The following is a 21228-nucleotide window of genomic DNA, read 5'->3' as shown; positions in this document are numbered from 1 at the left end:
CTGCGCATCCGTTCGCCGCGCATCCGTTCACGACGAGCGGATGCGCGACCGTGCCTAGGGCGAACCGCCGCCTCACCCGGGCCGCCCGCTACGGGCGGTACGTCGACGGCCCCGACCCTCTGGCGCCGCCGGTCGACCTCACCGAGGCGCTCGACGCCATCGGCGAGGAGGTGATGGCGGGCTACTCGCCCGAGCAGGCGCTCCGCGAGTTCCTCCGCCGCGGAGGCCGCGACCAGAACGGCCTCGACGACCTGGCCCGGCGTGTGGCCGAGCGTCGGCGGGATCTCACCCGCGAGCACAACCTCGACGGCACCCTGCAGGAGATCAAGGACCTGCTCGACAAGGCGGTGCTGTCCGAGCGCAAGCAGCTCGCCCGCGACGCGCTGATGGACGAGGGCGACCGCGCGCTCGCGCAGATGCAGCTCGACAACCTCCCGTCATCCGCCGCAGCTGCCGTCAATGAGCTCAATGGCTACGACTGGAAGAGCTCGGAGGCCCGCGCCGACTTCGAGAAGATCAAAGACCTGCTCGGCCGCGAGATGCTCGACCAGCGCTTCGCCGGCATGAAGAACGCCCTCGAGAACGCGAGCGACGCCGACCGCGAGGCGATCACGGAGATGCTCGGCGACCTTAACGAACTGCTGGAGGCGCACGCCCGCGGCGAGGACACCCCCGAGCAGTTCGACGCGTTCATGGCGAAGCACGGGGAGTTCTTCCCCGAGCATCCGGAGACCATCGACGAGCTGCTCGACGCCCTCGCCGCCCGGGCCGCCGCGGCGCAGCGGATGCGCAACTCGATGACCCAGGAGCAGCGCGACGAGCTCGACGCCCTCGCCCAGCAGGCCTTCGGCTCGCCCGAGCTGATGCAGGGCCTCGGCCGGCTCGACGAGACGCTGCGCTCGCTCCGCCCCGGTGAGGACTGGGGCGGCTCGGAGCGGATGGACGGCGAGCAGGGCCTCGGGCTCGGCGACGGCACCGGCGTCTTCCAGGACCTGGCCGACCTCGACGAGCTGAGCGAGCAGCTGGCCCAGTCCTACAACGGCTCGCGGCTCGACGACCTCGACCTCGATGCGCTCTCGCGTCAGCTCGGGGCGGATGCGGTGGTCGACGCCCGGACGCTGCAGGAGCTCGAGAAGGCCCTGCGCGACACCGGCACGATGAAGCGGGGCTCGGACGGGCAGCTGCGGATGACCCCGAAGGCGATGCGGCAGCTCGGCAAGGCGCTGCTGCGCGACGTCGCCCAGCGCCTCTCGGGGCGCCAGGGCGCCCGCGACGTGCGGCAGGCCGGAGCCGCGGGGGAGCGGTCGGGCTCGACCCGCGAGTGGGCGTTCGGCGACACCGAGCCGTGGGACGTCACCCGGACCATCACGAACGCAGTCACCAGGGTCGCCGGCTCGGGCGGGTCGACGGCGAACGGCGTGCGGATCGAGATCGGCGACGTCGAGGTGCAGGAGACCGAGGCGCGCACGCAAGCGGCCGTCGCGCTGCTCGTCGACACCTCGTTCTCGATGGCGATGGACGGCCGGTGGGTGCCGATGAAGCGCACCGCGCTCGCGCTGCACACCCTGATCACGAGCCGCTTCCGCGGTGACGACCTGCAGCTGATCGCCTTCGGCCGCTCGGCGCAGGTGATGCCGATCGAGGAGCTCACCGGGCTCGAGGCCGAGTGGGACAAGGGCACGAACCTGCACCACGCGCTGCTCTTGGCGAACCGGCACTTCCGCAAGCACCCGAACGCCCAGCCCGTGCTGCTCATCGTCACCGACGGCGAGCCGACCTCGCACCTCGAGGCGAACGGGGAGGTGTTCTTCAGCTACCCGCCGCATCCGCTCACGATCGCGTACGCCGTGCGGGAGCTCGACAACTCGCTGCGCCTCGGCGCCCGAACGACCTTCTTCCGCCTCGGCGACGACCCGGGGCTGGCGCGCTTCATCGACTCGATGGCCCGGAGGGTCGACGGTTCCGTGGTGGCACCGGAAGCCGACGACCTGGGCGCGGCCGTCGTGGGCTCCTACCTCGGATCACGCGGCAGCACCCCGGGCGCAGCGGACGACTTCGGCGGAGGAGCCCGGCGTCTAGGCGGCCTCTGGTGATCAGTCCCACCTCGTGAACCCAGCCATGTCCATCTCGGGCAAGCGCGTCAGCGCGCGGCAGCCGTGTGTGCTGCCGCGCGCTTCGCGCTTGCCCTCGGATGCGGTGGCTGGCTAAGCGGCGGGTCGCTGAATGGTGCGACGCCCGGTGGTCGGAATTGGCTTCTGTTCCGTGTCTACCCATCTGGGTGGGATGAGGTGGGGCACCCCATCGTGCATGGTCAATTTCCACGGCGATTTGTGTAGATGTGAGTGGTGGAAGTGGCAGAGCAGAACGCCGTTGTCGATGTCAGTGCGGCCGGGCGGATGATCGTCCGAAACCCACTCGTTCGCATGGTGTGTTTCGCAGTATGAGGGTGGCCGGTCGCAGCTGGGCCAGACGCAGCCGCCGTCTCGGGCGGCTAGTGCCCGGTTCTGCGCCGCCGTGAAGAGCCGCTTGGCCTTGCCGTGATAGAGCACCTCGCCCTTCTCACCGAACAGCGTCGCCGCGACCGGCGATGAGCAGCGCAGCTGGGCGATGGTGGAGGCGGGGACGGGCTGATCGATGCCATCGATCCACCCGACACCCCGCCCCTTCTCGAGGTCGTCGAGGGTCATGTGCACGTTGACGGTGGCGATGGCACCGTTGATACGCGGCATGTCCTCGGCCCCAGCAGCGCGGGCAATCAACTCGGTCACCGTGTCGGCATTCTTCTGCGCCTGCGTGCGACCATCGGCGATCGCGTATTCGTCTCCATCGACGAACCGGGGGCCAGTGATGCGGGGGCTCTGCAGCGCCTGGATGCTCGAGAACCACACTCCGCCCTGCTCGGGCGTGAGCGCGAACTTCCCCCGGTACATCCCATCCGGGGCCAGCGCGATGGTCAGCGACCGCTGCATCTGCAGCACCTCGTCGCGCGGTTCGGCACCGTCGGGGTCGAGCACCTCGCGCAGGTGAATGGCAGCTCTGGACGTCTCATCGGCGGTGAGCCGGCACGAGATGGTCTGGTCGACGAGTGTTTCCTCGGCGAGGCTCACAACCTCGGGGGAGCATCCACGGTCGGCGAGCGCACTGCACTGCTTCATGATGGCAGCCGCTGCCTCGACGCCGAGCACGCCTTCATCGAGCACGCGGGCGACCGCCGGGAACGGTGCCGGCCCTTCGCCCCCACCCAGCAGCACGGCACCGCGCAGCTTCCGCCCGAGCTCGAGCCGCGCCTTGCACGCCCGCGCCGATGCCCCGGTGACCTTCGCGATGAGCGCGACGGGGCTGGTGAAGTTCTGCGACCGGCTCAGCCCATCGTCGCCCAGCTCGGTGCGCGACCGCACCCCGACCTCACCCGCAAACCGAACCTGCTGCGCCGACACCGCGCGCCCGAGAGTCTCGTAGGCGGCCATCAATTCGAGCAACTCGTCATCACCGAGACCGGCCAGACCCGCGCCGGAACGGCCGCAGACGGCGGCGGCCATCTCAAGGATGCGGGAGGCTGAACTCATACTGAGATTCTATCAGAAACAGCTGATGAATGCTCGGTTATCTATAAGGCGGCGCTGCCCGATTCCGTCGCCTAGTGGGCCCCGCCCGGCCGCCGCTGCAGCCGCGTCTCCTCCTGGTCGAGCAGCGCCTGCGCCTCGGCCAGAATGCGCGAGGGGTAGGTGCCGACGGCCCGCAGTTCGAGCATTTTCTCCCGCTCGGCCGCCACGATCGCGAGTCGCAGCTCGCGGTAGAGCCGATGCGGGGTCTCGTCGGGCTGCTCGCGTCGCCCGGCCCGTTCCCAGGCGGCCTCGGTGCGCAAGAACGTAGCCTGGCGGGCACGCTCCACGACCTCCGGGTCGATGAGGTCGCTGCGTTCCGCCACCTGCTCGTCGAGCTTCTCGAGCCCCGCGCTGCTGATGGTCTCCAGCAGCTGCGCGAGCTCCTTGCGATCCTCCTTCGCGTCGATGCCCTCCACGCCGAGCAGCCGGATCAGCCACGGCAGGGTGCCGCCCTGCAGCACGATACTCGTCACCGCGACCGTGAAGGCGATCAGGATCAGCTGCGGCCGGTAGGGGGTGTCCTCGGGCAGCGACTGGGCGGCCGCGAGCGTCACCACACCGCGCATGCCCGACCAGCCGAGAACGATGCCGCCGCGCCAGTCGATCCGCTCCTGCCGCTGCTGCTCGAGATCTGCTCGGCGACGCTCGTAGTCCCGCTCCAGCCGGTTGCGGGTGCGGGCCTGACGCTTCGTCGAGACGGGATGGCTCCGGTAGTAGTACAGGGCGAGCAGCGATTGGTAGGTGCGGCGCTCGTTGTGCTTCTCGCGTTGGGCCAGCCCGAAGACGAGCGGCCCGATCCAGAGATAGCGGATGAGCACCAGCGCCACGGTGGCGAGCAACCCGATGCCGAACGAGGCCTCGACCGTGAGGATCTCGGGCTGCACGTCTTCGATCAGGGTGCGGATCTCGAGCCCGATCAGCAGGAATACACCGTTCTCGAGCAGGAACTGGATCGTGCGCCAGTTGATCCGGTCGCTGATCCGCGACTGCGGCGAGAACTTCGTGGGAGAGGCGTGCCCGGTGTACAGGCCGGCGACGACGACGGCGAGAACGCCGGATGCTCCGAGCTGTTCCGCCGGTACGAATGCGACGAAGGGAACGGCGAGCGACAGCGCGGTGTCGAGCACCGGGTCGGACAGCTTCGAGCGCACGAACACGGTGACGGCACCGGCCGCCAGACCGACGAGCACCGCGACGGCGGCGGCGAACAGGAAGTCGGTGACGCCCGCCCAGGGCGTGGTCATCGCTCCGGCTGCGGCGGCCACGGCCGAGCGGAGCAGCACCAGGGCGGTCGCGTCGTTGACGAGGCCCTCGCCCTCGAGCAGCGTGAGCAGGCGTGGCGGCAGGCCGAGGCGACGTCCGATCGAGGTGGCGGCCACCGCATCCGGAGGGCTGATGATCGCGCCGAGTGCCACAGCCGCCGCGAAGTTGAGATCGGGCAGCAGCGCGTAGAGCAGGAACCCGGTGGCGAAGGCCGTGACGATCACGAGCACCACCGAGAGGCTCGCGATCGGCGCGAGGTTGCGCCGGAAGTCGACCACCGGCACGGCCACCGCCGCGGCGTAGAGGATGGGCGGCAGCAGGCCGTCGAGGATGATCTCGTGCGGCACCTCGATCTCGGGCACCCCCGGGAGGTACGAGAGGCCGACACCGACCACGACCAGGATGATGGGCGCGGCGATGCCGAGGCGCTTCGAGAACGCGGCGACCGCGACGATCACCGCGACCGCGATGATCCCGTAGATGCCCAGCTCCATACTCGTCGACCCTAACCGGGGTCAGAAGATCGGCCAGGGCACGGCCGGCATGTAGCCGTCGGGCGCGGGGAAGCGCGCCTCACCGAGCAGGCGCTCGCAGCGGTCGGCGAGCGCGACGATCTCGTCGTCGGTGAGCAGCGGGGAGAGGGTGTCGACCAGGCCGCCGTCGGTGAGCGCCGCGAGCACCCGCTCGACCCCGGCGAGCTCGTCGCCGGAGAGCGGTTCGTCGATCCAGCCCCACAGCACCGTGCGCAGCTTGTGCTCGGCGTGGAAGGTGAGGCCGTGGTCGACCCCGTGGCGGTGGCCGTTCGCGAGGGGCAGCACGTGCCCGCCCTTGCGGTCGGCGTTGTTCGCGATGACGTCGAAGACCGCCATGCGGCGGAGGGCCGGGGTGTCCTCGTGGATGAGCGCGACCGGCCGGTCCTCGTCGTCGTGGCCGTCGAAGACCCGGCGCCAGCCCGTCGCGGGCACGGCGTTCGCGGCCACGAGGTCGACGGCGTCCTGCTCGGGGTCGACGGTCTGCCAGAGCTGCACCATGCCGGGCCCGAGCGGTCCGTCACGGAGCCAGGTGCGGGGCACGACCCCGCCGCCGAGCACCTCCGAGACGATGAAGGCCGCGGCCTCACGGTCGGCGAGGGTGCCGTCGGGGAAGTCCCAGAGCGGCTTCTCGCCCGAGACGGGTTTGTAGACGATCTCGACGTCGCCCAGGCGGGCGAGGAAGGTCGCGTTCGAGGCCGTGGTGATGCGGCCGATCAACTCGAGCTCGAGTGAGTCGTCGGGCGGGCCGGCGAGCGAGCTGTCGGCCGGGCCGGCGGGCGCGCCGACGGGGGCGTCGTCGGGTGCCGGCTGCGAAGGCACGGTCAGACGTCGTCGCCGACGGGGCAGACGTGGCCCTCCGGGTCCATCGGGCTGCCGCAGAGCGGGCAGAGGGGTCGGCCCGCGCCGACGATCTCCCGGGTGCGCTTGGCGAACGCGCGAGCGGTGCCCACGGGCATCCGCACCACCAGCAGCTCGGCGGGCTCGATCATCGGCTCGCCGGTCTCCCACTCGAGCTCGGCCGCCGGGTCGTCGGGGACGGGCTCGGCCTCGATGAGCGGGTACGCCTCGACCACGAGCTGGGCCGTCGTCGGGTCCCACCCGAGCCCCATCGCCCCCGCGCGGAACTGCTCGAACACCGGCTCGAGCGGCTCGTTGTCGACCAGCTCGACCGGGATGGTGCTCGGCACGCTGAAGCGGTTGCCGTCGTTCACCATCAGCTCGTCGAGGATCTCGTCGATCTTCTCGGCGAGCACCGCCGACTGCTCCTTCTCGAGCGCGACGCTCACGAGCTGCGCGCCGGTGCGGGCCTGCAGGTAGAAGGTGCGCGACCCCGGGTGGCCGACGGTGCCGACCACGACGCGGTCGGGCCAGGCGAAGTCGTGAACGATTGTGGGCATGCACCTATTTTATTGACCGGATGCCCGTGCCGCTCGGATCCGGTCGGACTCCCTGCTCCGATCCGACTCCGCGCTCGCGCTCCGCAGGTCAGACCGGCGCGTTGCCGGCGCCGCCGCCGACCGGCGCGTCGGCCATGGGCGGGGCGGCCGCCAGCCAGCCCAGCTCGCCGGCCTCGGTGTTGGTCGCCACCACGTCGGGCCGGTCGGCGCCGTAGCGCACGATCGAGACGGAGGCGGGACTCACGCTGATGCGCTGGAAGAGGTCGAGGTGCATGCCGAGCGCGTCGGCCAGGATGCCCTTGATGATGTCGCCGTGGCTCACCGCGACCCACACCGCGCCGGGGCCGTGCTCGGCCTCGAACGCCGCGTCGAGCCGCCGCACCGCGGACGCCCCGCGCAGCTGCATCGTCGCCATCGACTCCCCGCCCGGGAAGGTGACGGCCGAGGGTTGGCGCTGCACGACCGACCAGAGCGGCTCGCTCGCCAGCTCCTTCAGCGTGCGGCCCTGCCAGTCGCCGTAGTCGCACTCGGTGAGATCGTCCTCGATGCGCAGCTCACCTGGCCGCGCGCCGGCCCCGGCCGCTCCGCCGACCTGCCGGTCCAGGATGCTCGTCGCCGTCTGCCGGCATCGCTCCAGCGGGCTCGAGACGACGGCGACCAGCGGCACGACGGCGAGCCGCTCGGCTGTGCGGGCGGCCTGCTCCTGCCCGACCTCGTCGAGGCGCACGCCCGGGGTGCGCCCCGCGAGCAGTCCGGAGGCGTTGGCGGTGGTGCGTCCGTGCCGCACGAGGATGACTGTGGCCATCGGGCCAGCCTAGACAGTCCCGACGACCCCCTGTCAGCGCACCCAGCGATAGGGCGTGGTGGTGGACACCTTCACGAGGCCCGACCGCTCCAGGATGGGCCGGGAGTACTCGGTGCTGTCGCTGTGGACGAGCCGCGCGCCCCGGGCGAGGGCCGATCGGGCGCGGGACGCCGTCAGCGCGCGGTAGATGCCCCGGCCGCGGTAGGCCGGCAGCACGGCGCCGCCCCAGATGCCGACGAACTCGGTGCCGGCCACCGGTTCGAGGCGCCCGCCGCCGACCATGCGCCCGTCGGCCTCGGCGACCCAGAGCTCCATGCCGTCGCCACGGGCGAGGCGAGCCACCAGTGCGTCGGCGATGGCCGTGTCGACCTCCTCACCGAAGGCCTCGTCGACCGCCGCGCTCATCGCGCGCACCTCGGACTCCTCGGTCACCCTGCGCACCGTCACCCCGACGGGCGGCTCGGGGGAGAGCGCCGCGAGGGCCTCGAGCGGGCCGACCACGATCGACTCGGGATCCTCGGCCTCGAAGCCAGCCGCGAGCAGCGCCTCGTGGAGGCCCGGGGCGTCGTCGTGGCCGCGGGTCTTCCACTCCACGCGCCGGATGGCGGGGTCGGCGGTGAGGTGCTGCAGAGCATCCGGAACCATCGCCCGGATCGCCGCCTCGTCGGCCCCGCCGAGATCGCGGTAGCTGATGAAGCCGCGGCCGCCCGCGAAGGTGACGAGCCGCAGCGGGCCGAGCCGCTCGACGTGCACGGCACTCGGTGTCTCGGCGTCGCCGCGCAGCTGCTCGTCGTAGGCGCGGAGGTACATGGCGATGTCGTCGGTCATCGCACCAGCCTCGCACGCAGCCCGCCGCGGCGGCGGCCCGGGGTCACGGAACGATGACCGCGCGCCCGCGCACCGTGCCTGCCGCCAGCGCCTCGTAGGCCTTCGGCCCGTCGTCGAGCGAGTAGCGCTGCACCTCGACGCTCACCTGCCCCGAGCGGGCCAGCTCGAGCACCTCGATGAGCTCGGCGCGGGTGCCCCAGTAGGGCACGCGCAGCGCCGCGTCGTAGGCGATCGAGCCGAAGCCGACGTGGGCGGTGCCGCCGCCGATGCCGACGATCGTGACGTCGGCCTCCGTCGCGGCCGACGCGACCGCGGTGGCGATGGTGGGCTCGGCGCCGACGAAGTCGAACACCGCATTCGCGCCCCGTCCACCGGTGAGGCGGCGGATCTCCTCGGCCGCCGAGGCGTCGCTGATCACCGTGTGATGCGCGCCGACCTCCTTCGCGAGGGCGAGCTTCTCGTCGTTCACGTCGAGCGCGATCACCGTGGCGCCGCTGAGCGCCCGCAGGATCTGGATGGCCACGTGCCCGAGCCCGCCCGTGCCGATGACGACGGCGAAGGAGCCGGCGCCGAGCTTCGGCAGTGAGGTCTTGATGGCGTGGTACGGCGTGAGGCCCGCGTCGGTGAGCGAGACGTTCTGCACCGGGTCGAGGTCGCCGAGCGGCACGAGGTGCCGGGCGTCGTCGACGAGCATGTACTCCGCCATGGAGCCCGGCGCGCCGAGCCCGGGCGGCTTGATGCCCTCGGCGGCGGCGTTCAGGCAGTAGTTCTCTTTTCCCTCGGCGCACTTCTGGCAGCGGCCGCAGCCCCAGGGGCCGTAGACCGCCACCGCGTCGCCGACCGAGAGGTGCTCGACGCCCTCGCCGAGCTCCTCCACGATGCCGGCGCCCTCGTGTCCGAGGGTGAGGGGCAGCGGGTAGCCGCCGCCCGTGTACTCCTCCTCCGACAGGCCCATCACGAACTCGTCGGAGTGGCACACGCCCGCAGCGGTGACCTTGAGCAGCACCTGGCCGGGGCCGGGTGCGGGTTTCGGGATCTCGACGATCTCGGGGTGGGAGCCGATTCGCGTGTACTGGAGTGCCTTCATGTCCTCGACGCTACGCCCGGCCGCCGACAGCCGCCTGCCCCCTCGACCTCACGATGCGGCGGGTCGGTCGTCGTGGCCGTCCGTGGCATCCAGCGCCTCGAGCTCCCGCAGCGCCGCGCGCGCCCGCTCGATGCGCTCGGGCTCCGGCTGCTCCCACCACCGCGGCCCGCGCTCGCCGAGACCGTGCTTCGCGAGCCCGACGCGCCGCCGCGCATCCGCCACCCGCTCGTCGTCGCCGCTGCGCTTCCCCGCCCCGACCGCGCTGCGCCCCCGGCCGAGGTGGGAGCGCAGGGCCGCCGCGACGTCCTCGGGCAGGCACGGGTCGGTGCGCCGCCACCGCCGCCCGTTCACCACCAACCAGCGCTCGTCGTCGGTCACGCGCATCCTCTCGTCGAGCCCGAGCCACCTCGAAGAAGGCCCCGGATGCTCGACGCTACCCCGCCCGGCCGGTGGCACACTGGGGAAGTGACCGTGCTCGACGACCTGCGCACCGAGGTCGCCGCGCATCCCTCGAACGCCTGGGCCACCGCGGCCGGATGGCAGCCCCTCGTCGTGGGTTCCCCCGAGTCCCGCGTGCTGATCATCAGCCAGGCTCCGGGGCGCAAGGCGCAGGAGACGGGCATCCCGTGGAACGACGCCAGCGGGGTGCGCCTGCGCTCCTGGCTCGGGATGACCGACGCCGAGTTCTACGACCCCGCGAACCTCGCGATCGTGCCGATGGACTTCTACTACCCGGGCAAGGCGGCCTCGGGCGATCAGCCGCCCCGGCGGGGCTTCGCCGAGGAGTGGCACCCGCGCATCCTGCCCGCGCTCACCGAGGTGCGGCTGACGATCCTGATCGGCGCCCACGCCCAGCGCCTCTACCTCGGCCCGCGACGCGGCCGCACCCTCACCGACACGGTGCGCGCCGCACCGACGTACCTGCCGCTCTTCCCGATCGTGCACCCCTCCCCGCTCACGCAGGGCTGGCGGATGCGCAACCCCTGGTTCGAGGCCGAGACGACGCCCCGTCTCGCGGCGCTCGTGCGCGACGCCCTGGATCGCTCCCCGAACGACCCGCCCGCCTGATTCACAACCACTTCGCGGCGAAGCGGCGGCAGGATGGCCCCATGCTCACCGGAAACCAGCTGCCCGACACCCACATCTTCGAGATCACCTACTCGGGCGCCCTCACCGCCGGGGAGTTCGAGGCCCTGCGCGATCAGCTCGAGGCATTCCTCGACGCCAACGACCCGGCCGACCTGCTGGCCGTCTACGGCGACATCGACCTCGGCGGGATCGAGCCGAAGGCGCTCTGGGAGGACCTCCGCTCGGCCGGACTGGAGAAGAAGGTGCGCCGCGCCGCCCTGCTCACCGACCAGGGGTGGCTGCGCACCCTCGCGAAGACGGCGCGCCACTTCATCCACGCCGACGTGGAGGTGTTCGGCACCGCCGAACGCGCCGAGGCGCTCGCCTGGCTGCAGCGCTGACCGTCCGAAGATGGGCGTCGGTGGCAGCACGTAGGCTGGGGCGTCGGCCAGGAGGCCGGCACCGACCGCGACAGAACGAGCATCCGTGAGCCTGATCCGCCTGAACGACGTGAGCATCGAGTTCGACGGGCGCACGGTGCTGCGCGAGGCGTTCCTGAAGCTCCGCGGCGGCGACCGGGTCGGCCTGATCGGCAAGAACGGAACGGGCAAGACCACGTTCCTCGAGCTCGTGCTGGGGCGCATCGAGCCGTCTTCGGGCAGCGTCGACGTCACGCTCGGCACCACGATCGGCTACTTCTCCCAGTTCTCGGAGCTCGATGGCGACCGGAGCATCCGGAGCATTCTCGGCGACCACTTCGCCGCCGTGCACGAGACGCAGGCCCGGCTCGACACGATCGGCGAGCAGCTCGCCCAGCCGGTGGACGACGAGCGGATGACCGCCCTGCTGACCGAGCAGGGTGAGCTGTTCGAGCGCATGGACGCGATCGACGGCTGGTCGTACGAGAACACGATCGACACCGTGCTCACCAGCCTCGGCTTCGACGAGTCGCGCCGCGAGCTGCCCGTCGACCGTCTCTCGGGTGGCTGGCGCAACCGGGCGGCGCTGGCGCAGATCCTCGTGCAGGCGCCCGACGTGCTGCTGCTCGACGAGCCGACGAACTTCCTCGACCTCGACGGGGTGCGCTGGGTCGAGACCTGGCTCGGCCGCTACCAGGGCGCGGTGCTCGTCGTCTCGCACGACCGGCAGTTCCTCGACGGGGTCGTCACGCGGATCGTCGAGATCGAGAACCACCGGCTGCAGGAGTACGAGGGCGATTACGCGGCCTACGTGCACGCCAAGCAGTCCCGGCTCCGGATGCTGGAGCGGCAGTTCGCCCACGAGGAGGAGCTGCTCGCCTACGAGCAGGCCGCCTCCGCCGCCCGGCGCGAGGCGGCGCGCAACCGCTCGGACGACTCCTTCGTCGCCCGGCGGCTCGCCGACATCAAGAAGAAGCAGGCGCCGCGGCCGATCGACCAGATCATCACGGACATCTACAGCGGTCTGCGCGTGAGCAACGACCTGCTCGAGGTGGTGCGGCTGAGCAAGGGGTTCGGCGGGCATCCGCTCTTCACCGACGTCACGTTCAGCCTGCATCGCGGCGACCGCGTGGCCGTCGTGGGCTCGAACGGCTCGGGCAAGTCGACGCTGCTCGACGTGCTGACGGGCGAGACCGAGGCCGACAGCGGGCAGGTGAGGTGGGCGAAGGGCGCGCGGTTCGTCTCGTACAACCACGTGTACGCCGCGCTCGACCTCACCGACACCGTGGGGCACGCGGTCAACGCCTACCCCGACTCGCTGGCGTTCTCGGCGACGAAGAAGAGCGTGGGGCGCTTCCTCGCGATGCTGCAGTTCTCGGAGGCGGAACTGAAGCAGAAGATCGGCACCCTCTCGGGCGGCCAGCGCGCGCGGGTCGCGATCGCGCAGTGCCTGCTCTCAGGAGCCGCCGTGATCGTGCTCGACGAGCCGACCAACCACCTCGACATCACCAGCACGCAGGTGATGGAGCGGGCGCTGACGCACTTCCCGGGGGCGGTGCTCGTGGTCTCGCACGACCGCTTCTTCGTCGACAAGCTCGCCGACCGCCTCCTCGTCTTCGACGGCACCCCCGCCGTCACCCTCCGCGCCGCCTCCGGCGCCCTCTGAGGTCGGCCACCCCCGTTCGGGTGCGTTGCCGGATCGTGATGGAGGGGGAGGCGGCGGGCTGGGATACTGGCGCCATGAGACTGACCAGCGCCTTCGCCGCCGTCGTGATCACCGTCGCCGCCTCGGCCTTGGCCGTCGGGCTGAGCGGATGCGCGGCGAGCCCCGCCGAGGCGCCGACGACGCCGATCGGCGGGGACATCGTGGCGCCCGTGACCAGGGAGGCGAACGACCTGCAGGGTGGCACCGTCGACCTCGTGGTCGGGCAGGTGCTGAACATCACCACGGGCGACCTGGCGACCGACAGCTACACCGGCGAGGTCGCCGACACCGCGGTCGCCACCTTCGTGAAGGGCACCACCGGCGGCAGCGCCGAGACCAACCCCGGCGTCACCGCGGTCGGCCCGGGCGAGACCGAGGTCACCATGACCAACGAGGCCGGCGGCATCCAGCCGCTGACGTTCTCCGTGGTCGTCACGGCGAAGTAGGCGAAACGGCGCGACCACCGCGGCCGGCCGGCGCACGCACGCCGGCCGGCCCCACGCGCTCAGAACGGCGCGACGCCCGAGCGGTCGACGAAGGTGCCCGTGGGGCCCGAGCCGCCGCGGGTCGCGAGCTCGACCACGGCGTCCGTCCCCTCCTGCACCGTCTGGTGCCCGCTGTTCCCGTTGAAGTCGGTCGCCGTGTAACCCGGGTCGGCCGCATTGATGCGGATCGCGGGGTACGCCTTCGCGAACTGCACGGTGAGCATCGTGACCGCCGACTTCGACGAGGTGTAGAGCGGCGCGACCACCTGCGACTCGACCCGCGAGGAGTCGTGCACGGCGTCGAACGAGCCGAGCCCGCTGGTGACGTTCACGATGGTGGGTGCCTCCGAACGCTCGAGCAGTGGAACGAACGCCTGGATCATCCGCACGATCCCCACGACGTTCGTGGCGTACACGGCGGTGGCGTCATCGGCGGTCAGCTCGGGAATCGGCGCCATGGGCCCGGAGATCCCCGCGTTGTTGATCAGCACGTCGAGCCCGCCGTCGCCCGCGATCGTGCTGACGGCAGCGGCGACGGACGAGTCGGACGTGACGTCGAGCTGCACGAATCGCGCTCCCAGCGCATCCGCTGCCCGCCGACCGCGCTCGGGGTCTCTGGAGCCGACCCAGACGGTGTGGCCCGCCTCGATGAGTCGGCGGGCGGTTTCGTAGCCGAGGCCCTTGTTGGCCCCGGTGATGAGTGTCGTTGTCATGCGCCGAGTCTGCGCGCCCCCGCCGGGTCGGGCCAGGTGCCCGTCGACGGGAGGAACGCCAGTACCACCCTGGCGGCGTGAGCCGGTGCGAGACTTGCAGAATGGATGCCTGCCCCACCTCCGCCGGAGAGCTCGGCGAGCTCCTCCGAACCTGGCGCGACCGCCTCTCGCCGATCGACGTCGGCCTGCCCGCCGGTGACTCGCGCCGCGCAGCCGGCCTCCGCCGAGAGGAGCTGGCGATGCTCGCCGGCCTCAGCGTCGACTACGTCGTGCGCCTCGAGCAGGGCCGCGCCCGCCACCCCTCGGCGCAGGTGGCGGCCTCCGTCGCCCGGGCCCTGCAGCTGAACGACGCCGAGCGCGACCACCTCTTCACGGTGGCCGGGCTGCTGCCCCCGTCGCGCCGCGAGGTGCCGACGCACATCCCGCCGGGGGTGCAGCGGCTGATCGCCCGGCTGGGTGAGACGCCGCTCGGCGTCTTCACGGCATCCTGGGACCTGCTCAGCTACAGCCCCCTCTGGGGTGCCCTGTTCGGCGAGCCGTCCCGCCCGGCGACGGGACGCGTCAACCTCCTGCGCTCGCACTTCCTCGGGGCCGACCCGATCATGCACGAGCGCCGCATCGTCAGCCGCTCCAACGGCGTCGACGCCTTCGAGTGCTCGCTCGTCGGCGACCTGCGGCGGGTGCACGGGCAGTACCCCGACGATCGCGGCGTGAACGCCCTGGTCGCCGAGCTGCTCGCCGGCAGCCCGCGCTTCAACGGGCTCTGGGCCTGCGGCGCCGTGGGCGAGCACCAGTCCGAGCGCAAGGTCGTCGAGAACGACCTCGTCGGCGACGTCGAGCTCGACTGCGACGTCTTCACCGTCGCGGGCACCGACCTCCGCATCGTCGCCTACACGGCGGCGTCCGGCACGCCCGCGGCGGCGGCCCTCGACTTCCTCCGCGTCTCCGCGGTCACCACCCCCACCCCCGCCGGGGCAGCGGTCGACGGCTAGATCCGGCCATGGCGCCGGCCGACGGCTGGACCCGGCCATGGCGCCGGCCGACGGCTGGCTAGAAGAGGGGGTCGGGGGCGGTGCGCGGGGGAGCGGCGGCCGCGGAAGGAGCGGCGGCCGGGGTCTCGGCGCGGAGCGCGGGGGCGGCGCCCGGGAAGCCCGGGCCCGTGTCGGGGGCGCGTCCCGCCGCGAAGGCCTCCGCGGCACCCCGGGCGCGCACGTCGGCCGCCTCGTTGAGCACGTGACCCACGTGGCCCTTGACCCACTCGAAGCGGTAGCGGCGACCGGAGACGGCCTCGTCGATCTCCTTGATCAGCTCGAGGTTCATGACGGGCTTGCCGTCGCCCTTCCGCCAGCCCTTGCGCTTCCAGCCGGGCATCCACTTGGTGATCGTGTTGATCACGTATTGGCTGTCGCAGAGCACGTGCAGATCGTCGTCGACGTGCGCGGTCGCCCGGAAGAGCTCGAGCACCGCCTTCAGCTCGCCCATGTTGTTCGTGCCGTGCGGCCAGCCGCCGGCCGCCCAGACGTCGTCGGAGATGTACCAGGCCCAGCCCGCCGGGCCGGGGTTGCCGAGCGCGGAGCCGTCGGCGGATGCGGTGATGGTCATAGCCCGTCAAGGCTACCGGCCCGGCCTCCGCCCCACCGACCGGGCGCCGCCATGCGGGACCGCTCAGCCGGGCTTGGCCGCCTGCACCGTGTAGCTCAACGGCGCCACCCCGGCCCGGGCCCCCAGGGCGTACTCCCCGTCGGGCCGCTCGACCATCTGCCCGGGCAGCGCCTCCCAGGGCACGCTGTCGTGCTCCACGAGCATCCGCAGTTCGAGCCCGGCGTCGAGCAGCGCCGTCACGATCTCGCCGAGCCCGTGGTTCCACTCGTACGTCTTCGTCGCCGTGAGCGGCCGGTCGGTGGGCACGTAGCTCGACGCGTCGTCCCACTCCAGCGGCTCGGCCTGCTCGAAGTACGGGAGCCGCAGCGCCAGGTCGTCGCCGACGGTCTCGTCCATCGCCCAGAGAATCGGATGCCCCTCCCGGATGAACAGCCGCCCACCGGGCCTCAGCAGCGCGGCCACGACCGCCGCCCAGCGCGTGATGCTCGGCAGCCAGCAGAGCGCCCCGATCCCCGTGTAGACGAGGTCGAAGCCGCCCGCCGGCAGCACGTCCAGCGCGTGGTCGACGTCGGATTCCACGAAGTCGACCAGTGCGTCGTCCCCCGTCTCGGCCACCAGCGCCCGCGCCTCGGCGAGGGCGACCGGCGAGAAGTCGAGCCCGGTCACGCGGGCGCCGAGCCGCGCGAGCGAGAGGGTGTCGGTGCCGATGTGGCACTGCAGGTGCACGGCGCGCAGCCCCGCGACGTCGCCGAGCCGCGGCCGGTCGAAGGTCACGACGTCCGACAGCAGCGCCCGGTCGTCGACGTACCGCTGCACCCCGTAGCCGAGGCCGGTGCGGGCGGCGTGAACGGATGCGCGGTCGTCCCAGTTGGCGCGGTTGGCGTCGAGGTGGCTGTCCATGGCGGTCGATCCGTTCTGCGGGCTCGTGACCTCACGCGCAGGGAGCTACGAGGCCGCCGCCTTGTCCGGGCAGCCGATCAGGATACCGGCCGAGCCCCCATCCGTGCCACCATCGACCATGCCCCCGCGCCTGATGCTGCTCGACACCGCCTCGCTCTACTTCCGCGCCTTCCACGGCGTGCCCGACACCATCCGGCGGAGCGACGGCACCCCCGTCAACGCCGTGCGGGGGCTGATGGACATGATCGCGCGTCTCGTCACCGAGTTCGAGGCGACCTCGCTGATCGCCTGCTGGGACGACGACTGGCGACCGGCCTGGCGAGTCGAACTCGTCCCCGGCTACAAGGCGCACCGGGTCGAACGCGAGGTGGCGAGCGGGCCCGACATCGAGACCGTGCCGCCGGGGCTCACGAAGCAGATCCCGCTGATCCGGGAGGTGCTCGGGCTCGCCGGCATCGCCGTGGTGGGCGCCCCCGAGCACGAGGCCGACGACGTCATCGGCACCTACGCGGTGACGGCAGACGGGCCGGTGGACGTCGTGACCGGCGACCGCGATCTCTTCCAGCTGGTCGACGACGGCCGCGGCATCCGGATCATCTATACCGCGCGGGGCATGAAGAACCTCGAGCTCGTGACCGACGCGGTCGTGGTGGGCAAGTACCGCGTGCTGCCCGAGCAGTACGCCGACTACGCGACCCTGCGCGGCGACACCTCCGACGGCCTGCCGGGCGTCGCGGGCATCGGCGAGAAGACGGCGGCCGGGCTGCTCGGCGAGTACGGCACGCTCGAGGGCCTGCTCGCCGCGGCGAAGCGAGGCGAGCCGTCGCCGTCCGTGCAGGCGAAGCTCGAGGCCGCGGCCGACTACCTCACGGTGGCGCCGACGGTGGTGTCGGTCGTACGCGACCTCGACGTGCCGGCACCCGACGAGGTCGGGGCGACGCTGCGGGCCGTGACGGGCGACGATCGCGCCTCGCTCGAGGCGCTGGCCGAGGAGTGGAACCTCGGCGGCTCGGTGAAACGGCTGCTGGCCGCCCTCGACGCGAGGGCGGCCGACTGACGACTACTCCGAATCGGCGTCGGGGTCGGTGTCTTCCTCGGGGTTGAAGTGCGAGCCGTCGGGGTCGTGGCCCGCGGCCAGGCCGTTCGGGTCGTTCGGGATCGTCTTGTCGCCGCCGAGGTTCTCGGCGTCGCCGTCCTGCTGACGGGTGCCTTCGGTGGGGGAGTCGGTCATGGTGCACGTCCTCAGGTCGATCCGGTGGGTGATGCGGCCAACCCTATGCCGCGGGCGGCATGCCGGCCCGGGCCCCCATGCTCTTCCCAGCCGCCCGGCGCTCCTCGGCGATCGTGCGCCTCATCCTGACCGAGTCGCCAGCTGCCTCAGCGACGCCTGACCAGCAGCACCGAGTCGACGAGCACCGCCTCCTGACCGTCGGGGCCGACGGCGTCCCGGGAGCGGGGCTCGGCCACCACGACCTCCCACTCGTCCTCCGGCAGCTCGAGCGAGTCGAACACCTCCTGCGCGGTGGGCAGTTCCGGATGCTCGTGCCCGCCCTCCCGTGTGCCCGACCAGTTCGGGAACTCGGCGTGACCGACGACCAGCAGGTGGCCTCCGCTCGCGACGGGGAGCGCGGCCCGCTGCAGCACCTGCTCGCGCGGGAACGCGACAGGGGAGTGCAGGAAGCAGGCCGAGACGAGGTCGTACTCGCCCTCGGGTCGCCATTCGGAGAGGTCGGCCTGCGTCCACTCGATGCGGTCCGCATCGACGACCCGGGAGGCCGCGTGCGAGGCGGCCCGGGCGAGCGCCGTCGCTGAGATGTCGACACCGGTCACCGTCCAGCCCTGCTCGGCGAGCCAGATCGAGTCGCCTCCCTCGCCGCAGCCCAGGTCGAGCGCGCGCCCCGGCGCGAACTCACCGGCCACCGCGACGAGCGCCGCGTTCGCCCGCCCGCTCCACACCCGCTCGCGCTGCTGGTACAGCTCCTCCCAGAACGCGGTCGGATCGGTGTTCGGGTCGGGACTCATGTGCGCCATCCCCCCAGCCTGCCGCCCGCCGTCGCCGCCGCAAGACCCGTTGCCGATCCGGCACGCTACTCGCCGCGCGTGCGCCTCAACCGACGGGCGTACTGCTGCGAGTCGCTCGCGAACCGCTCGAGCAGCCCGCTCAGCGCCTCGACGTCGGCGACCGGCCACGAGGCGAAGATCTCGGTCACCGTGTCGTCGCCCACGTCATACAACCGCTGAGCCACCGCCCGTCCGGAGGCGGTGAGATGAAGGGTGTGAGAGCGCTGGTCGCTCGGGCTCGGCTCCCTCGTCACGAGGCCGGCCCGGTGCAGCTTCGCCGCGGCCTTGCTGACGCTCGGCGCGCTCGCCGAGAGTGCTTCGGCGAGTTCCGCGCCGCGGGAGGGGCCTTGCGAGCCGAGGGTCCAGAGCATCCGGATCTCGATGGTGCTGAGGTCGCGCCCGTCGTCGCCCACAATGTCGCGCTGGAACTGCGGCGACCACCAGACGGTGAGCAGCGACGTCATCGTCTCGACGACGGGCGACCGGTAGTGCAGGGGACGCTCATCCGCGCTCATGCTTCCCAGAGTAGCCGTGGCCATGTAGTTTCTCAGGGAAAGCAACTGCGCGACCACCGAGCAGTTGTGCGAACGAAGGAGTTCAGCCATGACCAGGACCATGATCGTGACCGGGGCCGCCTCGGGCATCGGCAAGGCGACCGCCGAGCTGCTGCGGGAGCGCGGCGACACCGTGATCGGCGTCGATCTGCGCGACGCCGACGTGACCGCCGACCTCAGCACCGCCGAAGGGCGGGCGAGCCTCATCGAGCAGGTACGGGAGGCGAGCGGGGGCCGGATCGACGGCATCCTCGCGATCGCCGGGCTCGCCGCGCCGATCCCCGCGACCGTCGCCGTGAACTTCTTCGGCATGGTGGCGACGCTCGAAGGACTGCGGCCGCTGCTGTCGGGCTCGGAGGCGCCGCGGGCCGTCGGCATCGCCTCGATGGCGAGCCTGCACCCGCACGACGACGAGCTGGTGGCGCTGCTGACCGCGGGCGACGAGCCCGGGGCCCTGGCGCGGGCCGAGGTGCTGGCGGGGGACCCGTCGACGGGGCACCTGATCTACGCCTCGACCAAGAAGGCTTTCGCGCAATGGGTTCGCCGGGCCGCTCCGGGTGAGGACTGGGCGGGGGCGGGCATCCCGCTGAACGCCATCGCGCCGGGCGTGATCGTGACGCCGATGACGGCGCCGCTGCTCGAGACCGAGGAGGGGCGCGAGCAGATCCGGGCGGGGGTGCCCATGCCGCTGAACGGCTTCGCCGAGGCGATCGTGCCGGCGCACCTGCTCGCGTGGCTTGTCAGCGAGGAGAACACGCACCTCTGCGGGCAGGTGATCTTCGTCGACGGAGGCTCGGACGCGGTGATCCGGGGTGACTCGACCTGGTAGGACCTACAGTTCGGTGCGCACGATCGGCTGGTCGCTGCCCGTGATGCGGATGTCGACCGACGCGATCTGGGCGGCCGGGATGCTCGTCGACGCCGAGAGGTTGCCGGCGGCGGCGCCCTTCTCGGCGGTCCAGCTCGCCACCGTCGTCTCGACGCCCGAGCGGTCGGTCACGACGAGGTCGTAGGGCACCGGGCCGTCGAGCGCGGACTGGAGCTTCTCGCTGTAGCTGCAGTCCCAGTCGAAGCGGGTGCCCCAGTCCTTCGGCGACACCCGCAGCTCGGCGTCGATGTAGCCAGGCTCGACCTGGCCCATCGCGAGCCGCAGCCCGGCGGGCGTCGCGTCGACGCCCGGCGTTCCGCCGGGAGCCCCGCCCGCCTCGGCCGTGGCGGCCGGACCGGGGGCGAACTGCCCGAGCGCGAGACCGGTGAGCACCCCGGCGCCTGCCAGCAGCAGGCCGGTGCCCACGACGGCCGCGGCCATCCGTCGCCGCACGGTGCGCCGACGACGGCCGACGGCCCGGGCGAGGTGCTGCACGCTGCCGGCCGGAGGGCCTGCCGAAGAGGTCACCGGAGGAACCGCCGGTGCGCCGTCCGGCACCGAAGGCGCGAGCAGCGCCGACGCCTCGCTCGCGCTCAGGCTGCCGAGCACGCCCGGCATGCCCGCCAGCTCGGCGACGGCGTGCGAGCACTCGTGGCAGTCGGCGAGATGGCGCTCGTACTCACGGCGCTCCTCGGGGCAGAGCATGCCCATCACGTAGGCGGCATCCCAGTCGCGGTACTCGTCGGCGGAGGTCATTCCGTCACCCCCCGTTCCTGCAGCGCGAGCCGGAGGGCCCGCAGTGCGTAGTGCATGCGCGAGCGCACGGTGCCGACGGGGACGCCCTCGGCGGCGGCGATCTCGACGGCGGTCTCGCCGAGGTAGTACGAGCGCACGATCGCGGTGCGGTGCTCCAACGAGAGCGAGAGCAGAGCATCCGACACCAGCCAGGTGTCGAGCACGGCGTCGGTGCGGTCGCTCTGCGCCCGCTCGGGCAGCTCGTCGGTGGCGAACTCGCGGCTGTGCCGGGCGCTCCGCCGGTCGTCGATCACGATGTTGCGGGCGACGGTGAACATCCAGGCCCGCGCCTCCTCGTCACCCTGCTCGAGGATGGAGGGCTTCCGGCCGGCGCGCAGCAGCGTCTCCTGCACCACGTCCTCCGCCATCGCGGGGTCGCGGGTGAGGCGCACGACGTAACGGAACAGCGCCCCGGCGTGCGCGTCGTGCGCCGCGCGCAGCAGCTCCGCGTGCTCGTCGTTCATGAGGCCTCCATCTTGATGCAACGGAGACCGGGCCCGGAACGTTCAGCCCGGGCCCGGAACGTTCAGACGAGGCGGC

General features: G+C 72.1%; 24 protein-coding genes. 8 read left to right on the top strand and 16 right to left on the bottom strand.

Going from position 1 to position 21228, the window contains the following annotated elements:
* The first annotated feature begins 50 nt into the window (after positions 1–50).
* On the top strand, positions 51–2093 hold the full coding sequence (locus BJ984_RS16190; protein ID WP_271206518.1) for a vWA domain-containing protein: 2043 nt from the start codon (positions 51–53) through the stop codon (positions 2091–2093).
* Between the two features lie 111 nt (positions 2094–2204).
* Here BJ984_RS16190 and BJ984_RS16185 read toward each other — a convergent pair whose 3' ends face one another.
* The 8 genes from BJ984_RS16185 to BJ984_RS16150 form a co-directional block, all read right to left on the bottom strand.
* Entirely contained in the window at positions 2205–3566 is a 1362-nt protein-coding gene (locus BJ984_RS16185; protein ID WP_179548872.1) for an HNH endonuclease signature motif containing protein, read from the bottom strand.
* A 71-nt stretch (positions 3567–3637) separates the two neighbouring features.
* The gene (locus tag BJ984_RS16180) at positions 3638–5362 is read right to left on the bottom strand and encodes a cation:proton antiporter (protein WP_179548871.1); all 1725 of its coding nucleotides are present in this window, start codon (positions 5360–5362) and stop codon (positions 3638–3640) included.
* Positions 5363–5383: 21 nt separating this feature from the next.
* Complete coding sequence (locus tag BJ984_RS16175) at positions 5384–6118, bottom strand: SCO1664 family protein (protein ID WP_246306828.1); 735 nt, start codon at positions 6116–6118, stop codon at positions 5384–5386.
* A 104-nt stretch (positions 6119–6222) separates the two neighbouring features.
* The gene (locus tag BJ984_RS16170; RefSeq protein ID WP_179548869.1) at positions 6223–6798 is read right to left on the bottom strand and encodes a DUF3090 domain-containing protein; all 576 of its coding nucleotides are present in this window, start codon (positions 6796–6798) and stop codon (positions 6223–6225) included.
* A gap of 88 nt (positions 6799–6886) precedes the next feature.
* Positions 6887–7603, bottom strand: coding sequence for an MSMEG_4193 family putative phosphomutase (locus BJ984_RS16165; RefSeq protein WP_179548868.1), 717 nt, complete (start codon positions 7601–7603; stop codon positions 6887–6889).
* Positions 7604–7636: 33 nt separating this feature from the next.
* Entirely contained in the window at positions 7637–8431 is a 795-nt protein-coding gene (locus BJ984_RS16160; RefSeq protein WP_179548867.1) for a GNAT family N-acetyltransferase, read from the bottom strand.
* Between the two features lie 43 nt (positions 8432–8474).
* Positions 8475–9518 carry an NAD(P)-dependent alcohol dehydrogenase gene (locus BJ984_RS16155; RefSeq protein WP_179548866.1) on the bottom strand — a complete coding sequence of 348 codons (1044 nt, stop codon included), beginning with the start codon at positions 9516–9518 and terminating at the stop codon, positions 8475–8477.
* 48 nt (positions 9519–9566) lie between these two features.
* A complete protein-coding gene (locus BJ984_RS16150; RefSeq protein ID WP_179548865.1) occupies positions 9567–9902 on the bottom strand; it encodes a biopolymer transporter Tol in 336 nt (111 codons plus the stop codon).
* Positions 9903–9983: 81 nt separating this feature from the next.
* On the opposite strand from BJ984_RS16150, the gene BJ984_RS16145 reads away from it, so the two are divergent.
* The 4 genes from BJ984_RS16145 to BJ984_RS16130 all read left to right on the top strand — a co-directional run bounded on the left by BJ984_RS16145 (position 9984) and on the right by BJ984_RS16130 (position 13156).
* Positions 9984–10586 (top strand): uracil-DNA glycosylase family protein, encoded by a 603-nt coding sequence (locus tag BJ984_RS16145; RefSeq protein WP_271206520.1) that lies wholly within the window; start codon positions 9984–9986, stop codon positions 10584–10586.
* A gap of 41 nt (positions 10587–10627) precedes the next feature.
* Positions 10628–10987 (top strand): SpoIIAA family protein, encoded by a 360-nt coding sequence (locus BJ984_RS16140; protein WP_179548863.1) that lies wholly within the window; start codon positions 10628–10630, stop codon positions 10985–10987.
* An 85-nt stretch (positions 10988–11072) separates the two neighbouring features.
* Positions 11073–12671 (top strand): ABC-F family ATP-binding cassette domain-containing protein, encoded by a 1599-nt coding sequence (locus BJ984_RS16135; protein ID WP_179548862.1) that lies wholly within the window; start codon positions 11073–11075, stop codon positions 12669–12671.
* A gap of 74 nt (positions 12672–12745) precedes the next feature.
* Positions 12746–13156: a hypothetical protein gene (locus BJ984_RS16130; RefSeq protein ID WP_179548861.1), complete on the top strand. Its 411-nt coding sequence runs from the start codon at positions 12746–12748 to the stop codon at positions 13154–13156.
* Between the two features lie 59 nt (positions 13157–13215).
* Here the strand turns inward: BJ984_RS16130 and BJ984_RS16125 are convergent, their stop codons facing one another.
* The gene (locus BJ984_RS16125; protein ID WP_179548860.1) at positions 13216–13908 is read right to left on the bottom strand and encodes an SDR family NAD(P)-dependent oxidoreductase; all 693 of its coding nucleotides are present in this window, start codon (positions 13906–13908) and stop codon (positions 13216–13218) included.
* 101 nt (positions 13909–14009) lie between these two features.
* Here BJ984_RS16125 and BJ984_RS16120 point away from each other — a divergent pair, with 101 nt between their 5' ends.
* Positions 14010–14900: a helix-turn-helix transcriptional regulator gene (locus tag BJ984_RS16120; protein ID WP_179548859.1), complete on the top strand. Its 891-nt coding sequence runs from the start codon at positions 14010–14012 to the stop codon at positions 14898–14900.
* 58 nt (positions 14901–14958) lie between these two features.
* On the opposite strand, the gene BJ984_RS16115 is transcribed toward BJ984_RS16120, so the two are convergent.
* Positions 14959–15510, bottom strand: a complete 552-nt coding sequence (locus BJ984_RS16115) for a ribonuclease H family protein (RefSeq protein WP_179548858.1) — start codon at positions 15508–15510, stop codon at positions 14959–14961.
* A 63-nt stretch (positions 15511–15573) separates the two neighbouring features.
* Entirely contained in the window at positions 15574–16410 is an 837-nt protein-coding gene (locus BJ984_RS16110; protein WP_179548857.1) for a class I SAM-dependent methyltransferase, read from the bottom strand.
* A gap of 118 nt (positions 16411–16528) precedes the next feature.
* Here BJ984_RS16110 and BJ984_RS16105 point away from each other — a divergent pair, with 118 nt between their 5' ends.
* The gene (locus BJ984_RS16105; protein WP_179548856.1) at positions 16529–17467 is read left to right on the top strand and encodes a 5'-3' exonuclease; all 939 of its coding nucleotides are present in this window, start codon (positions 16529–16531) and stop codon (positions 17465–17467) included.
* A gap of 3 nt (positions 17468–17470) precedes the next feature.
* Here the strand turns inward: BJ984_RS16105 and BJ984_RS16100 are convergent, their stop codons facing one another.
* From BJ984_RS16100 to BJ984_RS16090, 3 genes are all read right to left on the bottom strand, one after another.
* Positions 17471–17641, bottom strand: coding sequence for a hypothetical protein (locus BJ984_RS16100; protein WP_179548855.1), 171 nt, complete (start codon positions 17639–17641; stop codon positions 17471–17473).
* A gap of 146 nt (positions 17642–17787) precedes the next feature.
* Complete coding sequence (locus tag BJ984_RS16095; protein ID WP_179548854.1) at positions 17788–18441, bottom strand: class I SAM-dependent methyltransferase; 654 nt, start codon at positions 18439–18441, stop codon at positions 17788–17790.
* 56 nt (positions 18442–18497) lie between these two features.
* Positions 18498–18986, bottom strand: a complete 489-nt coding sequence (locus BJ984_RS16090; protein WP_179548853.1) for a MarR family winged helix-turn-helix transcriptional regulator — start codon at positions 18984–18986, stop codon at positions 18498–18500.
* 88 nt (positions 18987–19074) lie between these two features.
* On the opposite strand from BJ984_RS16090, the gene BJ984_RS16085 reads away from it, so the two are divergent.
* Positions 19075–19854, top strand: a complete 780-nt coding sequence (locus BJ984_RS16085) for an SDR family oxidoreductase (RefSeq protein WP_179548852.1) — start codon at positions 19075–19077, stop codon at positions 19852–19854.
* A gap of 3 nt (positions 19855–19857) precedes the next feature.
* On the opposite strand, the gene BJ984_RS16080 is transcribed toward BJ984_RS16085, so the two are convergent.
* Together BJ984_RS16080 and BJ984_RS16075 are read right to left on the bottom strand one after the other, a co-directional pair.
* On the bottom strand, positions 19858–20649 hold the full coding sequence (locus tag BJ984_RS16080; protein ID WP_179548851.1) for an anti-sigma factor family protein: 792 nt from the start codon (positions 20647–20649) through the stop codon (positions 19858–19860).
* Positions 20646–21152 (bottom strand): sigma-70 family RNA polymerase sigma factor, encoded by a 507-nt coding sequence (locus tag BJ984_RS16075; RefSeq protein ID WP_179548850.1) that lies wholly within the window; start codon positions 21150–21152, stop codon positions 20646–20648. Before BJ984_RS16075 ends, BJ984_RS16080 begins: the two co-directional genes overlap by 4 nt.
* Positions 21153–21228: the final 76 nt, after the last annotated feature.

The organism is Herbiconiux flava (assembly GCF_013409865.1).
Lineage (GTDB): Bacteria > Actinomycetota > Actinomycetes > Actinomycetales > Microbacteriaceae > Herbiconiux > Herbiconiux flava.
Note: the sequence above shows the minus strand (reverse complement) of the source record. Positions and strands in the feature narration are given on the sequence as shown.